This is a genomic window from Cupriavidus neocaledonicus (assembly GCF_000372525.1).
GTDB lineage: Bacteria > Pseudomonadota > Gammaproteobacteria > Burkholderiales > Burkholderiaceae > Cupriavidus > Cupriavidus neocaledonicus.
The window spans coordinates 1-26,174 of record NZ_AQUR01000059.1 but is presented as its reverse complement, the minus strand read 5'-3'; the positions used below and the strand labels follow the sequence as shown (position 1 = coordinate 26,174).

Sequence of the window (26,174 nt, the reverse complement as noted above, 5' to 3'; positions counted from 1 at the left end):
CAGCCGTTCGTGATCGGCGCGCTGTACAACGGCCAGGGCGAAGCCGGCATCGCCCCAACGCCGGGCGGCAAGTCGATGGCTGCCGCCACCTTCTCCCAGCCCTATGACGCCAGCGGCATCTATGCGATGGGCTCCGACAGCCAGCCCAGCGCACAGGGCAACCTGGCCGGCGGCAACAGTCCGGCGTGGCACGGCATGGGCGCCGACCCGGACGGCCATCGCAACGCCGCTGCGCTGAGCGGCTTCAAGAGCCAGGAGCACGGCGGCAAGGGCTACAACCAACTGGTGTTCGATGACACGGATGAGCAGCTGCGGACNCAACTCGCNACNACGGAACANGCGACCCAGCTCAATCTCGGCCATGTGATTCACCAGCAGGACAACCGCCGTGGCAGCTTCCGCGGGCAGGGATTCGAGCTGCGCACCGATGGCTACGCCGCGGTACGTGGCCGGGCCGGGCTGCTGCTGACGACCTATCGCGATGCCGTCACCGGCCATGCACTGCCGACCGGCGACAACGCCGCTGGCATCGCACTGCTCCGGCAGGCGGGCGATCTGGTCAGGACGTTGAGCGAAGGCGCCACCACGCACCAGACCCAAGCCCTGTCGACCGGGAAGGACGACGAGTCGCCATTGGCGAAGCAAGCCAAGGCTGTAGCAGGCATGGTCGATGGGCATTCGCTCGAAGCAGCAAAGGCGGATGCGGCTGCCGGCAATACCAGCACGCCGGGCAAGGTGCCGCACCAGGGCAAGCCGATGGTCCACCTCAACGGCAGGGCCGGCGTGGCGATCGCGGCGGGACAGGACCTGCAAATCGCCAGTGGGGAAAGCGTCGTGATGGCCAGCGGCAAGGACAACAATGTCGCCGTCGCAGGTCAGGCGCGTGTGCATGCGGGACAGGCGATCGGCGTGGCGGCAGGACTGTCTACGGCCGGCGACGGAAACGTCGGCCTGCAACTGACGGCAGGTCAGGGCGATATCGATCTCCAGGCGCAACATGATCTGCTGAAACTGGCTGCGCGGGAGGACCTGACCATTGTGTCGGCCAATATGAATGTGGACTTTGCTGCGGCCAAGCGGATTCGCATTGCGACGGCTGGTGGGGCTGCCATCACGATTGAGGGCGGCAATATTACCTTCGAATGTCCGGGGCCGATTACCTATAAGGCGGCGCAGAGGAAGTTAAAGAGGGGCCCGTGAGTCAGGCTTATGGCATTCCGCTATTTCCTTCCAGTGTTTGCGTTGAATGCGCATTGGAGGCCGCCAAGCGCGGGGCGCCGTTCTCGATGTTGCAATGAGGAATGCGGTGGACTTTGCTGTCGACATCCTGAATCCTGAAACTGCGGCGGCAAAAATTGCGCAGTGGCAATCCGCACAAGATGGTCGTTCACAGTGGCTATTGGTAGATGCGATGCTCGTTGATTTTGCGAGAATCCGCACAATTGCGCGAAAAGATGCCTGGCCGATCCATAATGTGCTGGCACACTCCAGGCTTGCCGCATTTGGCGACATGGCACCGCACTTAATCGAGTTGCGCGCCAGAGATGCAAGCGCACAAGCGCGTGTCAGTCAACTCATTGCGGCAGGTGCCGCCGCTCCCGCGTTCAGCTGGCTTTCTTCCGCAAAGCGCGCCGAGGAGGTATGTCAAACGCTTTCATATCTGGCGATGGCTCAGATCGACAGCGACATGGAACTCCACTGTCGGTTTGCCGACACGCGCATATTGCCCGAGTTGTGGCGATTGTTGACGGATTCCCAACGTCTCAGGGTGACGCAAGACATAGCATCGTGGAGTTGCTTGGACCGGACAAATGCGCCTTGTCGGCTGAACCCTGTTGTCGCGAACAGCAATGAAGTTGCCGATCAGCATGAATTTCTAAATCTCACCGGCGGCCAGTTTGCCGCAATGGTTGATGCCAGTGAGGGCGACACCATGTTCAGCCTTCTTCTCGACACAACGCCTGAATTGGTTCCTGTCGAACAACGGGGGGAGTTCCATGCAACTCTAATGGATCATATCGATCGTGCCACGAAGCTAGGAATAGGAGCGCCGGCAGACAAGCTTCAGTTAATAGTACTAAGTCTGACCTGTACTGAGGCGTTTTATCGATTGCCGGAACTGGCGGATACCTGGAGACAGGTGGCTGGTGGAGAAAGTCTCAAGGACTGCATGACGCAATGGTCTGATGCCATATGGAACGTACTGGAAGGGAAGGTGGCGGGTAGTACTGCTATGAGTCCGGCAATACGGTGAAATCCCCGGAATAGTGCGTAGGTGAGCAATGCGTGGACATAAGACAAAACGGTGAAGGACGGAAATGGTATGAAGCTGAAGCGCACGACATTGATGACGGTTATCCTGGCAGCGCTGACCATGATGATTGCGGCATGCAGCAAGAGTGAGGGGCGGGCGGATGATATGGCTGCTTCAAGTATCACTGCTTACAATCATACGCCCGACTATATCCATCAGTTCTACGTCAACGACGCGTGGGGAGGCAATTCCTTCGCCTATGGCGGTGGGGGAGGCTTTGTTTGTTGTGTGACCTACCCAAGGAAGTGGCATGAAGGACTGACCGCAACGGTACGCTGGACGACCTCGAGTTCGGATCCGAATGCGACCGGGGACGCGGCAGTAGGTAAATGGCACGAGGCGATCGTTTCAATCGAAAAGTACGACAAGCCCGGCAACGTTAACGTCCATTTTCTACCGAACGGGAAAGTCAGGATCATCATCTCAAGCAAGGGGGCAGGCCATCCCGACTATCCCGGGCCAGATTATCCGGTAATGCCACCGGACTTTCATTTCGAACCGTGGCGTGGTGCGGCAAGCGAGGCCGAAGCTCGTGCCCGATCTCGGGAGGCACACCGTGCGCTGCAGGTTAGTCCTGACGATTCGCCATCACTTCCCCCGGAGCAGATGCCCCTATACCCGAAGGAGCGACAATGAGCGCTTTTCAGCCCGGCTGGTATGAACTTGATTTCAATGCCACGACGCGTGATGTGCGGTGTGGATACTTTAAGAGCGCGACAACGTTGACAGCCGAATGCCTGGTCCAGAGTAGCGGTCATCAAACTCTGTTATGGCTCGATTCATCTGGATTGAATGGGAATGGCAGGCCTTCGGTATGGTCACCACATTTTCGTCGGCTTACCCCTGCAGCGACCACCGATTGGTGGAATGAACCACCGGGTGGTGCAACGTTTCGGCCTTTGCTGCCGATCGCAGGGCCACGGGCAACGCGTGCTCCCACGCCGCGCGAGTTTTGCCAACGTGTGGGCACCGCCGCCGCCAATGAAGGCACTCTAAGCTGTACGCGGGAAATTCACGTTGGTCTTTTTTTTGATGGCACTAATAACAACATGGTGCGAGATATGCCTACGAACAGCCACTCCAATATCGTAGCCCTCCACAATGTTCACGTTAATGATCGTGTGGAGGGATTTCGTTACTATATGCCTGGTGTCGGAACAAAATTCCCTCAGATCGGTGAGAATTCGGAATCTGGCGGGGGCAAAGCTTTTGCCAGCGGCGGAGAGGCGCGCATCCATTGGGCGATGTTACAGGTCTTCAATGCACTGCATCGCTCCGTGACAGACGATGACTTGCTCGATGAGCAGGAGATGCTTACGCTCACGACAAGTGCAATGCATGGCCTTCGCACGAGCTGGCGCTTGGGCGATGGGAAAATGATCGGTATTTTCGGCGGTCTTCAAAATCGCTTGCTAAAAGCAATCGAAGGAATTCTGCCAATGGATTCGCAAGGCAACCGGCATGAAGGTCGGCAACGCCACGCTCGATCTCCGTTTCCTGGGGATTTTTGACACCGTCGCCTCGGTTGGGGTGGCCGATTCAATGCCTATTGCCAAGGGCTTGATGGACTGGGCTGACGGCACTATGGATATCGAGAACGTTGGCAAGGTAGTCCACTACGTGGCGGCTCACGAAATCCGTCAGTCCTTTCCACTGTCCACCGCGCGTATCGGTGCCAAGGCCTACCCATCCAACACAAAAGAGTTCATCTATCCTGGCGCCCACTCGGACCTGGGGGGTGGATATGGGCCAGGAGATCAGGGCAAGTCAGTCAGTGGTAGATCGGCACTGCTGTCGCAGATAGCCTTGAATGACATGTACTTTGAAGCGCGCAATGCAGGCGTCAAGTTGTTGCCTAAAGACAAGATGTTGCCTGAAGCGCGTGTGGACTTCGATATCGCTCCAGAGCTGGACAATGCATTCAATGCATATTGCGACTGGACCAGATTCGTCGAGAAGGAAAGCGTAAGCGCTGGAAATGGTCCTCCATGCGAGAACCGCATGCAATATCACATGCAACTCTATTGGCGTTGGCGTGCGCAGGTATCTCCTGATTCAAAGTTCAAAGGTCTGTCCAGCTATCGAAATTCCAGCGCCCAAGACAAGACGGATCTGTGGGAATCGGAGTTGGACTGGCGCAAGGATGTCGCACGCGCCCAGGAGGCAAGCAAGCCGCGAAGGGTTTTCAATCCCAGAATCGGTTATGTTGACCTACCGCCGCCAGCGGACGCTGTGCAACGACAGATAGTGGCGGAAGTGAACGCGGCGTCCAGGGTCCCCGCCGCGGTGAGTGAGTTCTTCGACAAGTTCGTGCATGATTCACATGGGGGGTTCTGGCTCCTCGGTCCGATTACCAAGGACGACAGAGCAGTATTCATCGCTGAGGTCAGGAAGAAGAAGGCGATGTATGACAAATTGATGGAGAGCGCGGAGAAGTCGGGCAATCCCGGGTACGCGAACAATATGCGCCGTAGAGCGTTGGCTTATGAATTGAATGCCTTTGAACGACGCGTTCTCGAAGAGAATAAAAAGACTCCAGGTGGCGTTCCCCTGATGACGGATGCTGATGCAGCTGATCTTCGGGCAATCGCTGGGATGAGTACGGAAGCGGTACTTGCAGTAATGGGAACAGCGACGCGCCGCGAGCCCAAAGGTCACGGACGTTATCGTAGGGTTTTCGACAGTTAAGAGGATCTCTTAATGTCTCGGCCCAGCGTCTCAACCCCATGCCAATGAATGTGATGCGGGCGAGTTGAGCACAATGACTGACTGACCTCACCCTTTCCCCTCTGCTTGGGTAGTAAAGGTGATAGCCATTGAACTTCGGACACCAGTCCTCCAGCACGCGCACCAGCCGGTGATTAGTACAGCTGATAAGCTCTTTAAGCCGGCGTGATTCGCTACCGCTGCCCGCTACCGCGCCACCACCTGGTTTCGGCCGTTGGCCTTGGCTTCATACAAGCGCCGGTCGGCAGCCATCAGCAGCGCATCGAGGTTGCCACCATTGCCGGGCGCAATCCCGGCCACGCCGAACGAGGCGGTAAAGCGGATCGGTTCGCTACTGCCCGCGTCGGGCGCCGGCTCGCAGCGCAGGGCTTCCAGTCGCTGGCGGAGGTGCTCGGCCACCGCGGCGGCATCGCCGACGCCGGTGTTCGGCAGCAAGACGGCAAACTCCTCGCCGCCAAGCCGTGCGGGCAGGTCGTCCTTGCGCGCGCCGCCGCGCAGCGCATCCGCTACCGCGCGCAGCACCACGTCGCCGCTGGCATGGCCCCAGCGATCGTTGATGGACTTGAAATGGTCGATGTCGAGCATGACCACGGCGATTGGCCGCTGCTCCGCCGCGAACCGCGCGGCGAAGACACGGCGGTTGGCCAGGCCGGTCAGGGCATCGGTTTCCGCCAGCGTGCGCAGCGCCTCCCCGCGCGCCAGATAGTGCCGGAACAGGCTGTGGACCACCGCCAGCGTGGCGCAAAGCAGAATGCCCAGTGCGGCCGCGCCCGCGCCAATGACGCCGCTCAGCCGTGCGGCGCCGGCCAGCCACAGCCGGTTCACCGGAATCTCGTCGACCAGCGCCAGGCCGCCCTGGCGGAGCTGGCGGAACATCAGCTCGCTGCCGCTCGCGCCACCTGCGCCGTCCAGCAGTCCGGCGTCGGCATGGAAGACCGCATCCAGCGTGGCGGCGGGCCAGCGGCCGGACAGCGCCGCCTGCATGGTCTCGCCGGCACGCACGTTGCGCGTGGTGGCGCCGACCAGGCGGCCTTCGCGATCGACCAGGTAGCTGCTGGCCTGGTGGAAGGGCGCACTGCTGAGCTGGTCGTCGAGACTGCGCTGCGGCAGTTCGAGCATGGCCACGCCGCGGAAATCCCCTTCGGCATAGACCGGCACGCTCAGGAACAGTGAAACCTGCTCGCGCTCGACCGTGGCCGGGGCGATGCGCCATTGCACGCGCCGGCCGGGATTGTGCGAGGGCAGGCTGTCACGGAAGTAGGGAGCGGCCGCCAGGCGCTGCACGGCGGGCACGACCTCCTGTTGCGGTATCGAAGGGTAGGCTGTCAGCACGCCGTTGCGCGACACATAGGCAATGCGCCGTCGTATGCCGGATCCCTCTGGCGCCGCGCTCAACAGGTGGCTGAGCGAGCGCGCCACGATTACGTCGGCCGCTAGCCGCGCTTCGTTGCGGGCGAAGCCGTCCAGGCCGCGCAGCACCGCGGCGCTGACGCCGTAGACCGCCGCCGCGTCATGCGCGCGCACGGGCCACACCGGCTGGTCCCGATGTGCCAGGGTAGCGCGCAGGTCGGCATCCAATGCGCCCGGCGCTGTCGCCTGGATCTGCAGCAGGTGTTGCGCAACATTGCGGACACTGAGCAATCGCTCGGCTTCGCGTTGCAGCAACGCATCCATGCTCTGCGCGCGCACCGCCTGCATATGCCGCAGCGATTCGATCTCGCGGTCCTGCGACAGCTGAAGCCCGCGCCAAAGCAGCAGCAACAGCAGCATGACGGACAGCGAGAACGCCACCACGACGAAGCGATGCGGCCGGCTGGCAAGCAGTTGCCAGGCCTGGCCGGACCAGCGGTGGAGCGTCGGGGATCGTCGGATAGTGATGGCGGGTCCCCGTCTACAGCAACGTCATCAGCAGCTTGGCCAGGGTGGACTTCAGCGGCAGGTGTGAGAACGCGAGCGTCAGCATTGGCAGCGCCGCGGGCAGGGCGGTGGCCAGCAGCACCAGCGAAAACGCATCGGCGCGGATCTCGCGGCCGGAGTCAGGACGCTCTGCGTTGCCGTATGCGGTGTTCATGTCCGTTCCTTGGTGAAGACCCGCGGGGGCCGGCCAGGCCTGCATGGTGAGCACCGATGCGTGATCGCCGCGGCGCGCGGACTCAGCCCTCGCCGCGCTGCTGCGTGGCCGGCGTGGCGGGGGGCGCATGCCATTGCTCGGTCGGCACCATTACCGGTTCCTTCGGCTGCAGCACGAAATGCGGCGACATGATCTGGACGTTGTGACGGTTGAACTCGTCCTGGATCGCGGCATGCAGCGTGGACAGGGCGAAGAAGCGGCGACGCGGGTCTTCGATGGCGAAGAACAGCTCGTACTCGACATAGAAGTCCGACAGGCCGCGCTGCAGCACGAAGGGTGCCGTTGCCGCGTCCAGCCCGGGCACCTGGCGCGCGGCGTTGAGAAGCATCGCATGGACCTGGCGCCAGGGCGTGTCATAGCCGATCGTCACCGTCGACGACAGCAGCGCGGCGCTGCCCTGGTTGATGTCCCCGGAGCGCGAATAGTTGTGCACAGCGCTGCCGACCACCACCGCGTTCGGCAGCGTGACCTGCTCCTGCCGCAGGTTGACCAGCCTGACCGACAGCGGACCCAGGCTCTCGACCCATCCCACGGTATCGCCGATGCTGACCATGTCGCCCACGCGCAGCGCGCGCGCATAGACCAGCACCATGCCGCTCATCAGCTGGTTCACGACATTGGCCGAACCCAGGGTCAGCATAAAGCCGAGCAGCACCGACACGCCCTTGAACACATCGCTCTGCGATCCCGGAATGTACGGGTAGGCAAAGGTGAAGCCGAGCGCCCACACCAGCACCGTGGCCAGGCGGCGCGTCGCCGGCACCGTCTCCGGATGCAGCCCCGGAACCGTGAGGTTGCCGCGCTCGGTGGCGGTGAACACGCTCGAGACCACGGCCTGCACGCCGCGCGTGATGAACAGGATGATGGCCACCACCAGCAGGCCCGGGATGGCGTCGACCACGGCGCCGCCGATGCCTTCCAGAAGCCGCCACAGGTAGGCGCCCATGCGCGCGCCGAGCGGGTGCGTCAGCGGAAACTGCAGCAGCGAGAATTCCAGCCAGACAAAGGCGACCAGCGCGAACAGCGCCACCGCCAGGATGCGCACGATGCGGTCGGTCAGCTGGTAGAGCGCGGCGGTCCAGTCGAAGCCGTTCGCGGTACGCGCCTTCAGGTGCCGCTGCAGCGAGGTGTCCACTACGCGCCCCAGCAGGCGCCGGGTCTTCGTCAACGCCCAGCCCAGCAATACCGCGACCGCCAGCGCGCCGCCGGCGCGCAAGGCACCGCGAATCAGCGTGGGCCAGTGCTGTTGCTGGCGGCGCGCGGCAACGGCCTGGCCGACGTGGTCGACCGTCTGCCGGACCAGCGTCTCGAGCGAGGCGGCCTTGTCCTCGGGATCGCGGTCGCCTTCCACCACGGCCAGCAGCAGGCGCTCGCCGATATAGATGGCTTCGCCATGCTGGCCGGCAAGCTCGCCAGCGCTGGTGCGCACGGGCTGGCGCAGGTCCGACGGGGTCAGGGCTTCGAAGCGGTCGCGCGCGCGCCGGGCGCGCGCCTCGGGCGTGACGCCGGCCAGCGTTGCGCGCAGCACCACGATCGGGCGGTTCATCAGGCGGACTTCGACCGCGGCGGCCTGCGCTTCGGCGGCGGTATCGGGGACGGTATCGGGGACGGTGTCGCGAACGGTATCGGGGGCGGCCTGGACCGCGGCGATGCCAAGCCACAGCAGGATGGCCAGCACGGAAAGCCGCCGCATCAGCAAGAGCACCATGTCATCCGTCGCTCGCGTGATTGGGGAAACGGCGGTGTCACCGCCGCGCGCGTTCCCCATCCATGCGGGCCGGGGACAGAGTTGGGTGCATGGTTGCAGCTTGCGATGTATCGCGGAAGTGAAACTTTTCGGTGGCCAGCTTTAGAAAAATCGGCACCGGAGCGGCTGCGCGCGGCTCACCTGGGGCGCGGGTTGTCTTCAGACGGCGCGAGCTGCCATGCCAGGTCTTGCTGCACGGACGGTCCCGCAGTCATGCAGGGACGCGAGCGCGGGTTTCCCGGCCCATGCGGCGGACCGCCTGGGGCGGCTGTCCGGTCGTACGCAGAAATGCGCGGCGCATCCTCTCCCGGTCGGAAAGCCCGACTTCGGTTGCGATCACGTCGAGCGAGAGCCGGCCTTTCTCCAGCATCAGCCTGGCGGCTTCCACCCGCAGGAGTTCAATGGCCTTGGCCGGCGACTGCCCGGTCTCCGCGCTGAAAGCCCGGCTGAACTGGCGCGGGCTCAGGCCGGCCACGCCGGCGAGTTCCTCGACCGTCAAGGCGTTGCGCAAGTTGGCGCTGGCGTAGTCGATGGCCTTCTGGATCCGGTCGGATTTGGGGGCAAGGTCGAGCAGGGTCGAGAACTGCGATTGTCCGCCCGCGCGCCGGTGGTAGATCACCAGCTTGCGCGCGACCGCGCGCGAGACTTCGGCGCCGTGGTCTTTTTCGATCATGGCCAGCGCCATGTCGATGGTCGCCGTCATCCCCGCGGAAGTCCAGATCGGGCCGTCCACGATGAAGATCTGGTCTTCCTCGACCGTGACCCGGGGAAAGTGCCGCTGCAGGTCGTGCGCGAAGCGCCAATGGGTGGTTGCCCGCCGGCCGTCCAGCACGCCGGCGTGCGCGAGGATGAAGGCGCCAGTGCAAGGCGCGGCGATCCGTCTCGAGGTCTCCAGTGCGCGCCTGACGAACGCCGTCAGCGCGGGGGATACCAGGTCGATCTCGACGCCGGAACCGAACATCACCGTATCGAAGGTGGTGTTGCCGAAGGGCGCTGATTCAACGCGGATGCCTGCCGACGACATCACCAGTCCGCCGTCCTCGGACAGGACCGTCACCCCATAGGCCGGTTCCTCCAGTACGACGTTGGCCAGTTCGAACGCGGTGATCGCCGCCAGGCCCATTACATAGAAGTTCGGAAAGACGACGAAGCCGATCGTGTGCATGGAATGTCCCCGGCAGATGTGCCCTGAATGGATGTCCTGAATTGACCGTATATATGACATTTGAGACGCGGTCAACGTTGGCTATGATCGACTGGCAGTCTTCCCACCGGCCGGCCGTGGCGAAAACTGCACAACAATTTCACGGCGCTTGCGCCGCCTCAGACCCTAACCTTCACCGCATTTCTCAGCAGGCTTTTCGTATGGACCGTCGACTACTGATACTGGCGCTGGGCATGTTCGCATTGGGCACCGACAACTTCGTCATCGCCGGCATCCTTCCGAGCGTGGCGGCGTCGCTGCATACCTCGGTCAGCACCGCCGGCCTGATGGTGACGTTTTACGCGTTGACCTACGCGGTGGCCGCACCCGTGATGGCGGCGGTGGCTGGCGGCTTGCCGCGCAAGCTGCTGCTGGTGGCGGCGCTTGGCATCTTTGTCGTCGGCAACGCCGTCAGCGCGCTCGCCACGGACATGCAATGGGTACTGCTGAGCCGCGCCCTGGCCGGATTCGGCGCGGCGCTGTTCGCGCCGACCGCGTTGGGCGTGGCTTCGGTACTTGCCGATCCGCGCAAGCGCGGGCGCGCGCTGGCCGCCGTGACGGCCGGCCTGACCGGAGCCACCGCGTTGGGTTCGCCGATCGGCACGCTGATCGGTGGCTTCGGAGGCTGGAGGACGACACTGTGGTTCGTCACTGCGCTGGGTGTCGCGGCGATGATCGGTGTCTGGGCGCTGCTGCCATCCATCGCGCCGCCGGCACCGGTCCGGTTGCGTGAGCGGCTCGCGCCGTTGCGCGACATGCGCGTCCTGCTGACCTTGATGACTTCGCTGTTCGCGTTCGGCGGCTTCCTGATGGTCTATACGTATGCCGGCGTGGTCCTCGAACCGGTGACGCGCGGCGATGGCCGCATGCTCGCGGGCATGTTGCTGCTGTGGGGCGTCGCCGCCACGGTGGGCAATCTTCTGGCCGGCCGCCTGGTGGACCGGTTCGAGAGCCGCCATATCGTCAGCGCGATGCTGTGGGTGGCCATTGCCAATTTCTGCGCGCTGCCATGGACCTCCGCGCATCCCCTCGGTGCCGTCTTCGCGCTGGTGGTGTGGGGGCTGTGCGGCTGGGGGCTGATCGTGCCGCAACAGCACCGCCTGGTGGAACTGTCGCCGCCGGTGGCGCCGCTGCTGCTCGCGCTGAACAATACCGCCACGTATCTCGGCCTTGCATGCTCGGGCGTGCTTGGCGGGCTCGTGCTCCGCACCGCCGACGCGCGGTACCTTGGCGTGGTCGCGGCCGCGCTCATTGCCCTGGCATTCGGTTTCACCGTGGCGGCGCATCGCCGTACGCAACGACCCGCTGCCGCCCAGGCGTCAAGGGCCGCGCTGGCAGGGCGCGGGACCCATGGCGCATGACAGTGCCGTCGCGCAAATCAGAATGAAATGCCGTCTAATTGCCTGCATGATCGGCCTACATCGTCCGCGCCGTTTCTGTAAAAACTGGCTGCCGTCGCCTAGTATGGATGCGCATGGCACTCGGACGGGCTGCATTCCCCGCGACTGCGACATGGGTTTGCGGCCGTGCGACGACAGTTCATACGGCAGCAGGGGGAATCCTTGGACGAGTCGGCTCCGGACCGGTTTCAGATCCTCGCGCTCTCGGGCGGCGGCTTTCGCGGGCTGTACACGGCCAAGCTGCTTGCCGATTTCGAGGAGGAAATCGGGGCGCCGATTGCGACCCGCTTCGACCTGATCGCGGGGACCTCGATCGGCGGGGTCATTGCGCTGGCCCTGGCGCTGGAGCTGCCGGCAAGCCGCATCGTCGACCTGCTGACGCGGCACGGCGAGCAGATCTTCCAGCGGCGCTGGTCGCTTGCCGGCATCTGGCGCGCGCCGTTCGGCTCGCGCCGGCTGCTGGAGCTGCTCTGCGCCGAGCATCTGTTCGGCGAGCGCCTGCTCGGCGCCTGCGCGCACCGGGTGGTCATTCCCGCGATCAATTACTCCACCGGGCGGCCGCAGATATTCAAGACGCCGCACCATATCAATTTCAAGCGGGACCACAAGTTCCGCATCGCGGATATCGCGATGGCCACCAGTGCCGCCCCGGCCTACTTCGCGCGCTACACGTTCAACCACAACCAGTTCGTCGATGGCGGTCTTTATGCCAATGCGCCGGGCCTGCTGGCGGTGCATGAAGCGCAGTATTCCCTGCTGCGCTCGCCCGCCGATGTGCACGTCATGGCGATCGGAACGATGTCGTCCAAGTTCACCGTGAACCCGCGCCGCAATCGCGAGGGCGGCACCTATGACTGGGGCGGCATCAATCCCGCCAACATGCCCAGGCGGCTGTTCGGCCTGTCGATATCGGTGCAGGAAGCGCTCAGCGATTTCATGCTGTCGCACCTGCTGCCGGGGCGCTATGTGCTGGTCGACGATGACCTGACCGACCAGCGCGCACGCGCCGTGGGCATGGACCGGGCCGACCAGGCAGCACGCGAGGTGCTGCTGGGCGCGGCCTCGGAGCGGTCCAAGATCTGCATCGGCAGCCGGGAATTCCAGCCGTTCCTGAGGCATCTCGCCCCCGCTCCGACCTTCTTTTACGGCGAGAACGAGAACGCAGGCGCGTTCGCGCGCCGCGGCATCGTCGGTGCCACGGCGCAGGTGCACAGGATCTCGCCGGCGCGCTAGGCGCGGGGTGGGCGCGGGGTGGGCGCGGATAGCCCCGGCTTAGGCAAACGCGTGGAAGGGGCGCCGGAATCCGGCCGGTCCGGCTGGCACGGCGTCCGGCCCTGGCCGGGCCGGTGCGGCGAGCGGCAGGTCCAGCAGCGCGCGCACGTCCCGTTCGATCGTTGCCAGCGAGGCCGCGCGGCACAGGGTGCGGGCAAAGCGGGCGTCCAGGCCGGGCGGCAGGCGCAGCCACATATTGTCCGAAATCAGCAGCAGGCGCCGCGGCCGCAGCGCCAGGCTGGCCAGCCGCAGCTGGTTCCAGCCCTCGGCCAGGTCAGACGGCATGCCGAACACCAGCAGCGCCGGCGCCGGCAAGCGCGGGTTGCGCGCCGCCAGGGCCTCGGCCTCCAGCGGTTCCACCCGGCCGATGCCCGCGATCTCGCCGAGCAGGCGCGTGATGCCGTGCCGGTACATCGGCATGTCGTCGATGACCACGGCATGCGCCTCGCCGCTGCACTCCAGTACCTGCGCCGAGGCCGGCGTTCCACGGTTAGTCCAGCTCATACCTTGCTCCGGTTGTCCGGCATTGGCTTCACGGCCAACGCCTGGCACCGGAATCAGCAAAGGGAATGCCAACTCCGGCGGGGCCCGGGCGTGCGCTCCCGGTCAGCGCCACGACCCAGGCGGGCCGCGGGTTTGCGCCAGGGTCGCCGCGGCGGACCGGCCCGCGCGCATGGCTGGCATCAGGCCGGCGCGCGTTACGTGTAACGTAACGTGTTACGTGGTCTGGCCCTTGCCGAGCCGCGGCACCGGTCAGCAGCGGTGCCACGTGACACTTGCGTCCGGCAGCGATACGGCCAGCGCCGCCCTGAACCCGGCGCCGGCATCCAGGTCCAGGCAAGTCCAGCCGGACATGGGCGTGCCATCACGCGACGCCCGCCAATGGCCCGCGCCGCGCTGCCAGTCGTCTTCCGTCGTGAACGCGGTGGGGTCGGCCGAGAGGCCGGTGCCGAGCGCTTTCAGCAGCGCTTCCTTGCGTGTCCAGATGCTTAGCATCGCCTCGGAGGAAGCGGGTCGCGCGCGCGCGAGCACCTGCGCTTCCTGCGCGGAAAAGATGCCGCGTCCAAATCCCGGGACGTTCGCGACGTCAGCAACGCCCGGGCCACCGGCACGCCGCTCCACGTCCACGCCAAGGTGGCAATCCCGGGCGAAGGCCAGCAGCGCCAGGCCATCGGTGTGCGACACGCTGAAAGCCAGCCTCGCCTGCGGCCATTGCAGCACCGGCTTGCCGAATGCCGACACCGTGAAGCGCAGCGCCTCGGGCCGGCAGTCGAGGTAGCCGCCGATCAGCCAGCGCAGCAGCCCGCGCCGCGCGATATAGCCATTGCAATGCCTGGCGTGCCGGTAGGCCAGGGCGCGCGCGCGCTCGTCCGGTGCCAGTGTGTGGGCCAGCCGCGTGCAGGCCGGATTGACCTGCATGTCATCCAGCTCCCATACCTGCACCGCGCCGTCCGGCAACGCGAGGCGCTCGGGTTGCGGCAACTCGAGCGGCGCGGCGGCCCGTGCGCCTCGTCCGGCAAGGCCATCATGCTGCATGCTGTGCCATGTCCGCGGCGTCACGCGCCCGCCAGCCCTTCGTCCAGGATCGCCGCCACCGCCTGCAGGTTGGGTTCGAGCACCAGGTCGAAATGGCTGCAGGGCACTTCGGCAATGGTCAGGCCGCCCAGCGCGACGCGCCGCCACAGCGACAGCGGGTCGCCGCGCTGCTGCTGCCTGACCGCGGCGCGCAGGTAGAGCACCGGGCCGGCGTGGTAAGGGCGCGGCCGATAGGTCGTCATGGCGCGCACCATGGTTTCGCGCACCTGCCGCAGTGCCGGCGGCAGCGATTCGGTAAACGCGTCGGGCTTGCAGGTAATGCCGCCGCGGCGCATGCCCACACCTTCCGCGGCCCGGCGCAGCGCGTACTTCAGGTAGCGCACGCGCTGTGCCGCCGGCACCGCGCGCAGCTTGCGCAGCTGCCAGCCGGGATAGTTCCAGCAGTAGCGCATCCAGGTGCGCCATGGCAGGAAATGCTCGCAGACATAGGTGTCGAGCAGGCACAGCAGCTCGACCTGCTCGCCCGCGCGGCTCAGCTGCTGCGCCATCTCGAACACCACCAGCCCGCCGAAGGAGTAGCCGGCCAGCGCGTACGGGCCGCTCGGCTGCAGGGTGCGGATCTGTTCGACGTAGCTGGCCGCCATATCCTCGACGCGCCGCTGCGTCGGCTGTTCGCCGTCAAGGCCGCGCGCCTGCAGCCCGTAGACCGGGCGCGTGGTGCGCAGCGCGTTGACCATGCCCCAGCACTCCATCACCGAGCCGCTCGCGCCATGCACCAGGAACAGCGGCGCGCCGGTGCCGCTGCGCACGGGCACCAGGTTGGGCGAAGGCCGCGGGGACGCGGCTTCGTCGATTGCCGCGGCCAGCCCTGCAATGGTGGGCGCGAACAGCAGCGTCGCCAGTGGAATGGTGCGGCCGGTCGACTGGTGCACGTCCGCCAGCAGCCGCGCGGCCAGCAGCGAATGGCCGCCGAGATCGAAGAAGTTGTCGTCGCGGCCGATCGGGGTGAAGTCGAACAGTCGCTCCCACAGGGCCTGCAAATGGCGTTCGAGTTGCTCGCGCGACGTGCCGGGAGCGGGCAGTTCGCGCGCGGCCAGGTGCAGCGCCGGATGATTGCGGATGGCGTCGAGGCAGTCCGGATTGCGCAACGCCGCGGTATTGCCGACCGGCAGGCCATTGACCGCATTGCGCGCCGCGGCTTCCGAAAGCTTGCCGTTATGCGTGGCCGGCAGCGCGGGCACGGCCAGGATGCGGTCGGGCACATGGGTTGGCGAGGCCCGGCGCGCCAGGTCGCGGCGCACGCGCGCGGCCAGCGCGCCGGTCAGCGCGACGCCGTCCTGCAACACCAGCAGCAGCACCATGCGCTGGTCGTACCGCTCCGCGTGAGTGCGGTCCGGTGGTGCCGTGCGCGCGCGCTGCTCGACCACCATCGCCTCGCGGATCTCGGGGATATCGCGCAGCACCCGGTAGATCTCGCCCGGCCCGACATTGACGCCGCGCACATTGAGCACGCCGTCGGACCGGCCATGCAGCCGCGCCGTGCCTTCGGGCGGAAACTCGATCCGGTCGCCGTGGGTCCAGACCCCCGCATTGGCTGAGAAATAGGCCTTGTGGAAGCCCTGGCCGTCCGCGTCGCCATAGAACCCCAGCGGACGCGACGGGAACGGGTTCGCGCATACCAGCTCGCCGATGCCGCTGGTGGGCGCGCCGTGTTCCCACGCCTGCACATCGAGTGCCAGGCTCTTGCACTGGGCTTCGCCCGCATAGACCGGCAGGTTCGGATTGCCCAGCACGAAGCAGCCGAGGATGTCGGTGCCGCCGGAGATCGACTGCAACGGCAGGGCCTTGACGCGATCGCGCACCCATTCGAACTGCGCGTCGAACAGCACCGAGCCGGTCGACATCATCGCGCGCAATGCGCCCAGGTCGAACTGCTGGCCGGGCACCAGGCCGGCGTCCTCGCACATCTTCAGGTAGGCGGGACTGGTGCCGAACACGGTGACGCGCTCGTCCGCCACCAGGCGCCACAACGCGTCGACCGTGGCGATCGGGCCGTCATAGGTCACGATCTCGACCCCGGACGCCAGCGCCGACAGCTGCCAGTTCCACATCATCCACGCGCAGGTGGTGTGGAAGTACATGCGGTCGCCGGGGCGCAGGTCGGAGTGCAGCCGGTGTTCCTTCAGGTGCTCGAGCAGGCTGCCGCCGGCGCCGTGCACGATGCACTTGGGCTTGCCGGTGGTGCCCGACGAAAACATGATGAAGAGCGGATGGTTGAACGGAAAGCGCTGGAATACGAAGCGCTTGGCGTCGCCACGGTCGATCAGTCCGGCCAGCGTATGAACCGGCTGGCTGACGGTGGCCGGCAGGGTGCCGTCGTCGAGCTGGACGATGCCCTGCAGCGAAGGCAGCGCGGCAGCCACGCCGGCGACATTGTCCGCCAGCGGGATGCCGGTGTCGAAGGCGCGCTGCGCGGTGTGGGCAAGCAGCAGCCGCGGCGCCAGCGGGGCGAAGCGGTCGAGCAGGGTTTCGATGCTCATCTCGGCCGCGGCCGTGGACAGCGTCGCGCCGAGCGCGGTCACGGCAAGCGCGGCGACGATGGCCTCGGCGTCGTTGCGCATCACGCCCACCACGCGGTCGCCTTGGCGCAGCCCCAGCTGCGACAAGGCATGTGCCGCGCGCGCGACACGCTCGCGCAGTTCGCCCCGGGTCAGGCGTTCACGCCGGCCATCGGCGTGGCAAGCGGTCAGCGCCGGTGCGTCGGGGCCCGCGACTTCCAGCCCAAGCAGGTTGTCCGCGTAGTTCAGCAACAGGTTCGGGAAGAAGCGGGCATGCTCGCAATCGTCGCCGACGCAGACCGGTTCGGGGCTGCCCGACCACGCCAGCCCCTGCGACCACTGCAGGAAGCAGCGCCAGAAGGCCCGGTATTCCCGTACCGAGTAATCGTGCAGCGCGCCGTAGCGTTGGAACGACTGGCCGGTGCAGGCCTGCAGCGCCGCGGTGAAGGCGGTCATCTGCGACGCCACGGCGCGCTCGGGCGAGCTGACGTAAATGGGGGTGCGACCCTGGTTGACGCTCGGGCAGCACGAGGCGTCCAACAAGTAAAATCGATCCATCCGATGCTCCTGAGAGACCGGTGCACGCCATTCGAAGTGATGGCGTGTTCATGGCATCGAGATTAATGCCTGGCGGATTCTGGTCTGTGCGTCATCGCACGCATGTCCGGCAGGCTGTCGGAGAGGGCTCGCTTGCGCTGCGGCGCGCGTGCCGGCGCAGCGTTCACGATCGTCCGCCGCGCCATGCCCACGGACTAAGCCTGCCCCCTCATGTATTGGGCATTCCCGCCGCGTCGCCCGTGTGATGAGTTCGGTACCGGTCGCAGGCGCTATTCGACTTCGCCGCTGTCGGTATCGCCAACCTGCGCGTCCCGCTCATGACGCATCGCGGCCGCCGCAAGTGTCGTGGCCGCGGCGGGCGCGGCTTCCTTGCGCTCGCTGTAGCGATCGGTCAGGTAGTCGCTGCGGTCGCGCACGAGCAGCGTGAATTTGCAGAGTTCCTCCATGACGTCGACCACGCGGTCATAGTAAGAGGAAGGTTTCATGCGGCCGCTGGCATCGAACTCCTGCCATGCCTTGGCCACCGACGACTGGTTCGGGATCGTCACCATGCGCATCCAGCGTCCCAGCACACGCAGCGCATTGACGGCATTGAAGGATTGGGAGCCGCCGCAGACCTGCATCACGGCCAGCGTGCGCCCCTGGGTGGGACGGATGCCGCCGAATTCCAGTGGCAGCCAGTCGATCTGGTTCTTGAATACCGCCGTCAGCGTACCGTGGCGTTCGGGGCTGCACCACACCTGGCCTTCCGACCACTCGGAAAGCTGGCGCAGTTCCACCACCTTGGGATGGTCGGCCGGGACGCTGTCGCACATCGGCAAGCCGTGCGGATCGAATACCCGGGTTTCCGCGCCGAAGTGCTGCAGGATCCGTTCGGCCTCGTGCACCAGCAGCCGGCTATATGACGTTTCGCGCAGCGAGCCGTAGAGCAGCAGGATGCGCGGCGGGTGCATGCTGATGCTTGCGGGCTCCAGCTTGTGCAGGTCCGGCGTGTCCAGCACTGCCGGCACGATATTGGGCAGGTCCTGCCTGATCATTCCATCCTCCGTCCCTGCGCATCGCAGGACGCGACCGGCATGCCGGTTCCCGGATGGGCCCCGGCCTCATACCAACGCTGCGACCGGTTGACCACGGCCACCACCAGCAGCATGACCGGCACCTCGATCAGCACGCCCACCACGGTGGCAAGCGCCGCGCCGGACTGGAAGCCGAACAGGCTGATGGCGGTGGCCACCGCCAGCTCGAAGAAGTTGCTGGCGCCGATCAGGCTGGACGGACCGGCGACGCAATGGGCAACGCCCAGCTTGCGGTTCAGCAGGTACGCCAGCCCCGAGTTGAAAAAGACCTGGATCAGGATCGGCACCGCCAGCAGCGCGATCACCAGCGGCTGGTCGAGGATGGCCTTGCCCTGGAACGCGAACAGCAGGACCAGCGTCAGCAGCAGCGCGGTGATCGAGTACGGCCCCAGGCGCCGGACCACGCGCTGGAAATGCCCGGCGCCGCGGCGCAGCAACAGCTTGCGCAGCGCCTGCGAGAGGATCACTGGCACGACGATGTACAGGGCCACCGAGGTGAGCAGCGTATCCCACGGCACCGTGATCGCGGACAGGCCCAGCAGCAGCGCCACCACCGGGGCGAAGGCGACCACCATGATGGCGTCGTTCAGCGCCACCTGCGACAGCGTGAAGTACGGGTCGCCCCTGCACAGCTGGCTCCAGACGAACACCATCGCCGTGCACGGCGCGGCGGCCAGCAGGATCAGGCCGGCCACGTAGCTGTCGAGCTGGTCGGCCGGCAATAGCGGCGCGAACAGGTGGCGCACGAAGACCCAGCCGAGCAGCGCCATCGAGAACGGCTTGACCGCCCAGTTGACGAACAGCGTCACGCCGATGCCGCGCCAGTGCGATTTCACCTGCGCCAGCGCGCCGAAATCGATCTTGACCAGCATCGGGATGATCATCACCCAGATCAGCAGGCCCACCGGCAGGTTGACCTGCGCGTATTCCATCCGCCCGATGGCCTGGAAGAAGCCGGGCAGCACCTGACCCAGCGCGATGCCGGCGACGATGCACAGCGCCACCCACAGGGTCAGGTAGCGCTCGAAAAAGCCGATGGCCGGCGCGGGGGCGGCCGGGGTCGATGCGGCGACGTGCTGGCTGGCCATGGTTCAGCTCCGCGCCAGGCGCTGCAGCGCCGGTTCCAGCTCGGCGTTGCTCATGTCGTCGAGCGGCAGCAGCAAGAGCTGCAGCATGCGGTAGGCGATGGCCTGCCGGGTCAGCTCGAAGGCCTGGCGCTTGTTGTCGTCGCTGCCTTCCGTGCGGGACGGGTCGGGGTAGCCCCAATGCACTTTGACCGGGCTGCCGGGCCAGTACGGGCAGGTTTCCTGCGCCGCGCTGTCGCACACCGTGATCACGATACGCATGGGCGGGGCGTTGTCGCCGGCGAATTCGTCCCAGCTCTTGCTGCGCAGGTCGCCCACCTCGACGCCGGCATTGGCGAGCGCTTCGATGGCGAACGGGTTGACCCGGCCGCTGGGCGCGCTGCCCGCGCTATAGGCACGGACATCGCGGCCGGTGCGCCGCGCCAGGTGGTTCAGCATCCCTTCGCCCAGCACGCTGCGCGCCGAGTTGTGGGTACAGAGGATCAGTACATTGGTAGTCATGAGGCCGGGTCAGGGAGTATCAGGACATCAGGACGGTGAGGCGACCGAGCACGGCGACACCGGCGAGCAAGGATTGCCACCACAGCAGTTCTGCGTCAGGTAAGCCAGCAGGCCATTCATGGTGTCGAAATGCGCCATGTAGATGATCGAACGGCCGTCCTGCCGGCTGGTCAGCAAGCCGGCGCGGTGCAGTTCCTTCAGGTGGAACGACAGCGAGGATGCCGGGATCTCCATCCGTTCGGCGATGCGGCCGGCGGGCAAGCCGGCCGGGCCCGCCTGCACCAGCAGCCTGAACACGGCCAGGCGGATCGAATGGGCGAGCGCGGCAAGCGCGACAAGGGCGTCATCGGTTTCCATGTTTCGACTATATTCGAATAATGAAAACCGGGCAAGCGGCTTTGGTCGCTGTGGTAAGGTTGGCGGATGGTTTCAACGACATCCATGGACGAGACGTCGGCGGCACCCGTGTGGTGTCAGGAGAGTCATGCAGCGTGAGTAATGGGAAGGAAGCGCCGCGGCGCGCACGGCGCACCGACCAGGTTTCCCTCAGCCGGGCCTTGCGCCTGAGCGTGCCGGCGGAAGCCAGGCCCGCGCCGGTCAACCGCAGGGACTGGCTGCGGCAGCGCAAGGAAGAATTGCAGGCGGCCCGTGCCGCCGCCAGGCAGAGGCGCAACCTGCTGAGGGCCGAAATCATGTCGGCCGCGCAGGATATTGCCCGCGAGGAACGCAGCGCCGCGCGGCTCGAAGCGGAACGGCTGAAGGCCGAAGCCAGGTCCGCGCGCACCTACGCGCGCGAAGACGAGCGCGCCGCCGCCAAGTTCGAGCGCGGCCAGCCGAAGCGCCCGGCTGCCAAGACCAAAACGCTGACCAAGGAAAAAAGCAAACTGGTTTCTTACGCCGAGCTGTTGCGGCTGCGCAAGTAACCGTCCTTTCTAGCGGATCTTGTCGAAGCCGGTGGCGGCCCAACGCTCGGCGCTGTCGCGTGTCAGCCGGAAGTCGGGCCGCACCTTGATGGTGGCCAGCACCTCGCCGAAGGCATCCTCGGCGCTCAGCGTGCCGAAGGGCTCGAACTCGTCGGGCGTGATCGCCAGCTTCACGGTCACGCTGCCGGCTTCGGCGTCGATGCTGACCTGCTTGTTGAGCTGCGCATGCAGCTGCTGCTCGTGGCGCCGGATCACTTCGGACGCGGTCTTGACCAGGGTCTGGTGCGCGGTGGCATCGAGCGGCTTGGGGTCGACCTTGTTGCGGCCCATGGTCCAGGGGCCGACCAGCGCCGGCTCGGCGCTGCCGTCGCGGATCATCTCGACCGCCCAGCCTTCGCCATCCTCGTTCTTGATCACGCGGGCGGTCCAGCCCTTGTCGCGCCACAGGCGCGGTTCGTGGATGGTTGGGGCTTCGTGCCCGGGCGGCGCGTCGTCGGTGTGTGGCATCAATCTCGTGGTACGGGTCGGGGAACCCGCGAGAATACTATAGGGCCCGGCAGCAGGCTCCGGCCCACCCTCACGACCGCGCAAACAACGCCTTCCTGATGATGGCGTGGACACCCCAGTTGCCGTTGACCACCTGCGTGATGCCGAAATCCACCGCCACCGAGATCAGCGTCACCGCCTCGTCCTCGCGCAGCCCCTTGACCGTCATCAGGAAGCGGCGCGTCTTGCGGAAGGCATCGCGCATGGCGTCGTCCAGCGTGGATTTCAGGTAGATGTGGCTTTGCGCCATCTGGCCCAGTTCGGTCAGGTGGTTGGGCGAACTGAAGCCATGCAGGATCCATTCGTCGGCGGTCACCACCAGCGGATAGCTCAGGTCCGCGAACGGGCCGGGAAGGCCGGCATGCATGCATATCGCTGAAATCTGATAGAAATATTCAGAAAGAACATTTAGGACATTTCACATGGATTTCCGTACGGTTTCGGGGCAAATTCGGGCGTTTGCCCATCGGCGATTGCGCTGCCCTGGTTGGACGGGAAATGGACCTTGCCACGCTCTATCAGCAAATTTTTACCTCCCATCATCGCTTGTACGCGCTGGAGGGCGGTTCGCCGGTTGCGGAACTGGCCGTTGAGGCGTGGATCGGCCGGGAAGGTGTCTCGATGCTTGCCGAATCGCGCATCCTCGCGCTCAGCGCCAATGCTGGCATCCCGCTCGAGAGCCTGCTCGGCCAGCGCGTCACGCTGCTCACCACGCTCGCCCACGGTGTCCAGTCGCGCCGTACCGGCCTGATCCGGCAAGCCGAGAAGCTCGGCGCAGACGGCAGTCTGGCGCGCTACCGCCTGACCGTGGTGCCCTGGTTGTGGCTGACCACGCAACAGCGCCACAGCCAGGTGTTTCAGGACCGGCGCCTGGACAGCATCATCGAGGCCGTCTTGCAGCCGTATGCACCCTACGCGCAGTGGCGCTATGCCGCCGGCGCCGAGGCCCGCATTGCGGCGATTGGCGCGCGCGCGTACGTGGCGCAGTACCGCGAGACCGACTACCAGTTCCTCTCACGCCTGCTGGCCGAGGCCGGGCTGGGCTACACCGTGGTGGAGGACGGGGAGGCGCCCAGTGGCCATACCGTGGTGATCTTTGCCAACAGCGCGCAGCTGCCGGAAGACGCCGAATCGGCGGCCGCCGACGGAATCCGTTACCACCGTGCGCATAGCCAGGAGGCCCGCGACGCGATCCAGCAGCTGATTTGCGAGACCTCGGTGGGCGTGGGCGGTGTTGCGGTGTCCGCCTGGGATCCGGAAGCCAAGCGCGCGTTCCGTGCTCACGCGCCGGCCCGCTACACCGGCCATGTGAACCGCGCCGCGAGCCCGGACCCCTATCTGTCGGTGAGTCTGTCGCTGGCGCCGGACGCAGCCAGCGCCCAGCGGGTCGCCGAACAGGTCATAGAAGCCATCGAAGTGCGGGCGCTGCGGTTCACCGGGCGCGCCTCGGTACGCTCGCTGCGTAGCGGCACCCACCTGAGCGTCAACGGCTGCCCGCACCTTCCGCCGCTGGAAGACGATGCCGCCGGCTATCCGCTGCTGGTCGACGCCGTCGAGCACTGCGGCATCAACAACCTCGCAGCCGACACGCGTGCGGCGCTCGCAGACCGGCTCGGGCCCTTGGAGGCGGCCCTGTGCTTCGATACCCCGCCCGCGGCGCCGGAAGTCGCGGAGCCTATTCTTGGCCTGCCCAATCTCTTCGCTTTCGGCACCGTTGAGCGGCGCGGGCCTGACGACGCCATCAGGGCGGCCGCCCAGGAGCAAGGCTACGCGTGCCTGTTCCGCGCCTACGATGCCCGGCGGCCATGGCGCGCCGCAGTGCTCGAGTGCAACTGCCCGCGCCTGTACAGCCGATCCGTGCCGCTGGGCGTCCACAGTGCGATCGTGGTCGGCCCGGACGGGCAGACCCAGGCCGATGGCAACGCCGAGCATCACGTCAGCCGGCGCGGGGAGGTTCGGGTGCGCTTTCCCTGGCAGCGCGGCGTGCGCGCCGATGACCGCAGCAGCCGCTGGGTACGTGTGGCCCAGCGGCAGGCCGGCGCCGGTATGGGCTGGCAATGGCTGCCGCGCATCGGCCAGGAGGTGCTGGTCAAGTTCACGGACGACGACATTGACCAGCCCTTCGTGATCGGCGCGGTGTACAACGGCCAGGGTGAGGCCGGCATCGCACCCACGCCGGGCGGCAAGTCTGTGAACAGCACGACGTTCGCCCAGCCCTATGAGGCGAGCGGCATCTATGCGATGGGCTCGGACAACAAGCCGAGCGCCCAGGGCAACCTGGCCGGTGGCAACAGCCCCGCATGGCATGGCATGGGTGCCGCACCGGATGGCCACCGCAACGCCGCCGCGCTGACTGGGTTCAAGAGCCAGGAGCATGGCGGCAAGGGCTACAACCAGCTGGTGCTGGACGACAGCGACGGGCAGCTGCGTACGCAGCTGGCCACCACGGAGCAAGCCACCCAGCTCAACCTGGGCCATGTGATTCACCAACAGGACAACCGCCGCGGCAGTTTCCGTGGCCAGGGGTTCGAGCTGCGCACCGACGGCCACGCCGCCGTGCGGGGCCAGGCCGGCGTGCTGCTGACCACCTATTGCGATGCGGTGACGGGCCGCGCGCTGCCTACTGGTGACAATGCAGCCGGTATCGCGCTGCTGCGCCAGGCAGGGGACCTTGTCAGGACGCTGGGCCAAGGCGCGACCACGCACCAGAGCCAAGGTCTGTCGACCGGGAAGGACGACGAGGCGCCGCTTGCGAAACAGGCCAGGGCCGCCGCGGGCATGGTAGATGGGCGCTCGCTTGAGGCCGCCAGAGACGATGCGGCGGCAGGCAACACCGGTACGTCCGGCAAGGTGCCGCACCAGGCGAATCCCATGGCTCACCTGAACGGCAGGGCCGGCGTGGCGATGGTGGCGGGACAGGACCTGCAGCTGGCCAACGGAGAGAGCGTGGTGCTGGCCAGCGGCCTGGACAGCTCGATCGCTGTGTCGGGGCAAGCGCGCGTGCACGCTGGACAGGCCATCGGCATCGCGGCTGGCCTGTCCGCCGCCGGCGAAGGCAACGTCGGGCTGCAGCTGACGGCGGGGCAGGATGATATCGAGCTCCAGGCGCAGCATGATCTGCTGAAGCTGGCAGCGCGGGAGGATCTGACCATTGTGTCGGCCAATATGAATGTGGACTTTGCCGCGGCGAAACGCATCCGCATCGCGACCGCCGGCGGCGCCGCCCTCACTATGGAGAGCGGCAATATCACCTTCGAATGCCCGGGACCGATCACCTACAGGGCGGCGACGAGGAGGTTCGAGGGGGCCGAGAGCACGCCGTATTCGTTGCCGCAGTTTCCGCAGACGGCGTGTCTCGATTGTTTGCTCAAGGCGGCAGCCGCCGGCATGCCGCTGGCTACCGTGTAGAAGAGGCGCCCATGTACTTCGCAGTCGCGTCGCGCGATCCCAAGACATGGCTTGATGGCCTGTTGCCACGCATGGACAGTACCGAGGGCCTGCACTGGTCTGCCCTCGTTGACGGCGCGTTCGACCACGGTGCGGGCCCCTTCCGGACAGCTATCCCGCGCCACGCGTTATACGGGGAGAACGGCACGCTGCGCGACTTGTTGTCGGCCTCCCCTTACCTGTTGCCGTTGGACGGACTGGCCGGCGAGGAACGGCACGCCATGCTCTCGGCGTTGGGCAAGCATTGCCAGGGCAGGCCGATGCTGAGCTTCGTGGCTTCATGGGAAGCCCCGGAGCGCCTGGTGCAGCTGTGGCAATCTTGCCTGCAGCCGGTAGTCGAGGGCGATGACTCGCGTTTCCTGCTGCGCTTCGCCGATACACGCGTGCTTTCCGCTCTGCCTGTTGCCCTTGGTCCAGCCGCGTGGGCGCAGCTGACAGCCCCTGTCGCGCAGTGGCACCTTGTGAATCGCGATGGCCTGATCGAAACTCTGCCGCTTGGCGGGCACCGGACCGAACCCGAAGCGCATCGATCCGGGCCGCTTAAGCTCACCCAGGATGAACTCGACCGGATGGTGGACGCAGCGATGCCGGATGCCTTGCTGGACGCGCTGTACCGGCAAGCTCCTGGCATCCTGGCCGCGACTGAACGAGTGCAATCACATCGGCGCGTCGCTCAGGCCTTCGCGCTGGCCAGGCAGCATCGCGTTGAGGCGATGCCGGACATGCTCCTGCTGGCTTCCTATGCCTTGGCAACGGGAGAAGCCGGCCTGCAGTCGCCCGGGCTTCAGCAACGCTTGCGTGAATCACACAAATCCCCGGAAGCACTGCGTGAGTATTTGTTCGCGGAGGCAAGATGGTAATGGTCACGGTGAGGGCATTCGTCATGGCATCATCCAGCCGCATAACGGATAACCAATGATGGCTACAAAAATGATCCGAAGTTCGTCTGTTGTAATTCTGGCGGCGGTGCTATTCGGCATGGTCGGGTGTGGCAAAGCGGAGGCACCGCAGGCCGCTATCGAAGAGGACGATACGCTCGGCGGCCAGATCGGCGTGCTCAATTACACCGACGTGCCGATCGGCGTTGTGTACGTCGATGGCCAATGGGCTGGGGGGATGGTCGCGAATGCTGGGGGCACCAGTTGGACC

The 26,174-nt window shown here is 65.9% G+C and carries 21 protein-coding genes and 3 pseudogenes; 11 read left to right on the top strand and 13 right to left on the bottom strand.

All coding sequences use genetic code 11. The annotated features are described in order from the left end of the window. The 5 genes and pseudogenes from A3AG_RS31195 to A3AG_RS33695 form a co-directional block, all read left to right on the top strand. Positions 1-1,298: pseudogene (locus A3AG_RS31195) on the top strand (DUF2345 domain-containing protein); the annotation flags it as partial. 8 nt (positions 1,299-1,306) lie between these two features. Beyond that, positions 1,307-2,254 carry a DUF4123 domain-containing protein gene (locus tag A3AG_RS32890; RefSeq protein WP_157625318.1) on the top strand — a complete coding sequence of 316 codons (948 nt, stop codon included), beginning with the start codon at positions 1,307-1,309 and terminating at the stop codon, positions 2,252-2,254. Between the two features lie 69 nt (positions 2,255-2,323). Continuing rightward, complete coding sequence (locus A3AG_RS32885; protein ID WP_081610667.1) at positions 2,324-2,950, top strand: DUF3304 domain-containing protein; 627 nt, start codon at positions 2,324-2,326, stop codon at positions 2,948-2,950. After that, a complete protein-coding gene (locus A3AG_RS33855; RefSeq protein WP_115678579.1) occupies positions 2,947-3,825 on the top strand; it encodes a DUF2235 domain-containing protein in 879 nt (292 codons plus the stop codon). The genes A3AG_RS32885 and A3AG_RS33855 overlap by 4 nt, the downstream gene beginning before the upstream one ends. Continuing rightward, positions 3,776-5,002: a phospholipase effector Tle1 domain-containing protein gene (locus A3AG_RS33695; RefSeq protein WP_018003836.1), complete on the top strand. Its 1,227-nt coding sequence runs from the start codon at positions 3,776-3,778 to the stop codon at positions 5,000-5,002. Before A3AG_RS33855 ends, A3AG_RS33695 begins: the two co-directional genes overlap by 50 nt. 225 nt (positions 5,003-5,227) lie before the next feature. Here the strand turns inward: A3AG_RS33695 and A3AG_RS31185 are convergent, their stop codons facing one another. The 4 genes from A3AG_RS31185 to A3AG_RS0101565 form a co-directional block, all read right to left on the bottom strand. Further along, positions 5,228-6,811 carry a diguanylate cyclase gene (locus A3AG_RS31185; RefSeq protein ID WP_253037908.1) on the bottom strand — a complete coding sequence of 528 codons (1,584 nt, stop codon included), beginning with the start codon at positions 6,809-6,811 and terminating at the stop codon, positions 5,228-5,230. A gap of 121 nt (positions 6,812-6,932) precedes the next feature. Beyond that, positions 6,933-7,112 (bottom strand): hypothetical protein, encoded by a 180-nt coding sequence (locus A3AG_RS0101575; RefSeq protein ID WP_018003834.1) that lies wholly within the window; start codon positions 7,110-7,112, stop codon positions 6,933-6,935. Between the two features lie 82 nt (positions 7,113-7,194). After that, positions 7,195-8,880, bottom strand: coding sequence for a mechanosensitive ion channel family protein (locus A3AG_RS0101570; RefSeq protein WP_018003833.1), 1,686 nt, complete (start codon positions 8,878-8,880; stop codon positions 7,195-7,197). A gap of 250 nt (positions 8,881-9,130) precedes the next feature. Next, a complete protein-coding gene (locus tag A3AG_RS0101565; RefSeq protein ID WP_018003832.1) occupies positions 9,131-10,084 on the bottom strand; it encodes a GlxA family transcriptional regulator in 954 nt (317 codons plus the stop codon). Positions 10,085-10,284: 200 nt separating this feature from the next. Between A3AG_RS0101565 and A3AG_RS0101560 the strand changes: the two genes are divergently transcribed. Further along, complete coding sequence (locus A3AG_RS0101560) at positions 10,285-11,484, top strand: MFS transporter (RefSeq protein ID WP_018003831.1); 1,200 nt, start codon at positions 10,285-10,287, stop codon at positions 11,482-11,484. Between the two features lie 201 nt (positions 11,485-11,685). Next, entirely contained in the window at positions 11,686-12,756 is a 1,071-nt protein-coding gene (locus A3AG_RS0101555) for a CBASS cGAMP-activated phospholipase (protein WP_018003830.1), read from the top strand. Between the two features lie 39 nt (positions 12,757-12,795). On the opposite strand, the gene A3AG_RS0101550 is transcribed toward A3AG_RS0101555, so the two are convergent. The 7 genes from A3AG_RS0101550 to A3AG_RS0101520 all read right to left on the bottom strand — a co-directional run bounded on the left by A3AG_RS0101550 (position 12,796) and on the right by A3AG_RS0101520 (position 20,466). Continuing rightward, the gene (locus A3AG_RS0101550) at positions 12,796-13,299 is read right to left on the bottom strand and encodes a hypothetical protein (protein WP_018003829.1); all 504 of its coding nucleotides are present in this window, start codon (positions 13,297-13,299) and stop codon (positions 12,796-12,798) included. Between the two features lie 249 nt (positions 13,300-13,548). Beyond that, positions 13,549-14,331 carry a 4'-phosphopantetheinyl transferase family protein gene (locus A3AG_RS0101545; protein ID WP_020384420.1) on the bottom strand — a complete coding sequence of 261 codons (783 nt, stop codon included), beginning with the start codon at positions 14,329-14,331 and terminating at the stop codon, positions 13,549-13,551. 20 nt (positions 14,332-14,351) lie between these two features. Next, the gene (locus A3AG_RS0101540) at positions 14,352-17,447 is read right to left on the bottom strand and encodes an acetoacetate--CoA ligase (protein ID WP_026163865.1); all 3,096 of its coding nucleotides are present in this window, start codon (positions 17,445-17,447) and stop codon (positions 14,352-14,354) included. Between the two features lie 269 nt (positions 17,448-17,716). Beyond that, the gene (gene arsH / locus A3AG_RS0101535; protein WP_026163864.1) at positions 17,717-18,481 is read right to left on the bottom strand and encodes an arsenical resistance protein ArsH; all 765 of its coding nucleotides are present in this window, start codon (positions 18,479-18,481) and stop codon (positions 17,717-17,719) included. Continuing rightward, complete coding sequence (gene arsB / locus A3AG_RS0101530) at positions 18,481-19,611, bottom strand: ACR3 family arsenite efflux transporter (protein WP_018003825.1); 1,131 nt, start codon at positions 19,609-19,611, stop codon at positions 18,481-18,483. Before arsB ends, arsH begins: the two co-directional genes overlap by 1 nt. Before the next feature lie 3 nt (positions 19,612-19,614). After that, on the bottom strand, positions 19,615-20,109 hold the full coding sequence (locus tag A3AG_RS0101525) for an arsenate reductase ArsC (RefSeq protein ID WP_018003824.1): 495 nt from the start codon (positions 20,107-20,109) through the stop codon (positions 19,615-19,617). 27 nt (positions 20,110-20,136) lie between these two features. Beyond that, the gene (locus tag A3AG_RS0101520; protein WP_018003823.1) at positions 20,137-20,466 is read right to left on the bottom strand and encodes an ArsR/SmtB family transcription factor; all 330 of its coding nucleotides are present in this window, start codon (positions 20,464-20,466) and stop codon (positions 20,137-20,139) included. A gap of 134 nt (positions 20,467-20,600) precedes the next feature. On the opposite strand from A3AG_RS0101520, the gene A3AG_RS0101515 reads away from it, so the two are divergent. After that, positions 20,601-21,032, top strand: coding sequence for a hypothetical protein (locus A3AG_RS0101515; protein WP_018003822.1), 432 nt, complete (start codon positions 20,601-20,603; stop codon positions 21,030-21,032). A gap of 9 nt (positions 21,033-21,041) precedes the next feature. Here A3AG_RS0101515 and A3AG_RS0101510 read toward each other — a convergent pair whose 3' ends face one another. Beyond that, entirely contained in the window at positions 21,042-21,539 is a 498-nt protein-coding gene (locus A3AG_RS0101510) for a hypothetical protein (RefSeq protein WP_018003821.1), read from the bottom strand. Positions 21,540-21,609: 70 nt separating this feature from the next. Further along, positions 21,610-21,924 (bottom strand): annotated as a pseudogene (locus A3AG_RS0101505) (acetamidase/formamidase family protein); the annotation flags it as partial. A 152-nt stretch (positions 21,925-22,076) separates the two neighbouring features. Between A3AG_RS0101505 and A3AG_RS0101500 the strand changes: the two are divergent. From A3AG_RS0101500 to A3AG_RS33850, 3 genes and pseudogenes are all read left to right on the top strand, one after another. Next, positions 22,077-24,986, top strand: coding sequence for a type VI secretion system Vgr family protein (locus tag A3AG_RS0101500; protein WP_026163863.1), 2,910 nt, complete (start codon positions 22,077-22,079; stop codon positions 24,984-24,986). An 11-nt stretch (positions 24,987-24,997) separates the two neighbouring features. Then, entirely contained in the window at positions 24,998-25,885 is an 888-nt protein-coding gene (locus A3AG_RS0101495) for a DUF4123 domain-containing protein (protein ID WP_018003818.1), read from the top strand. 55 nt (positions 25,886-25,940) lie between these two features. Beyond that, positions 25,941-26,174, top strand: a pseudogene (locus A3AG_RS33850) (DUF3304 domain-containing protein); the annotation flags it as partial.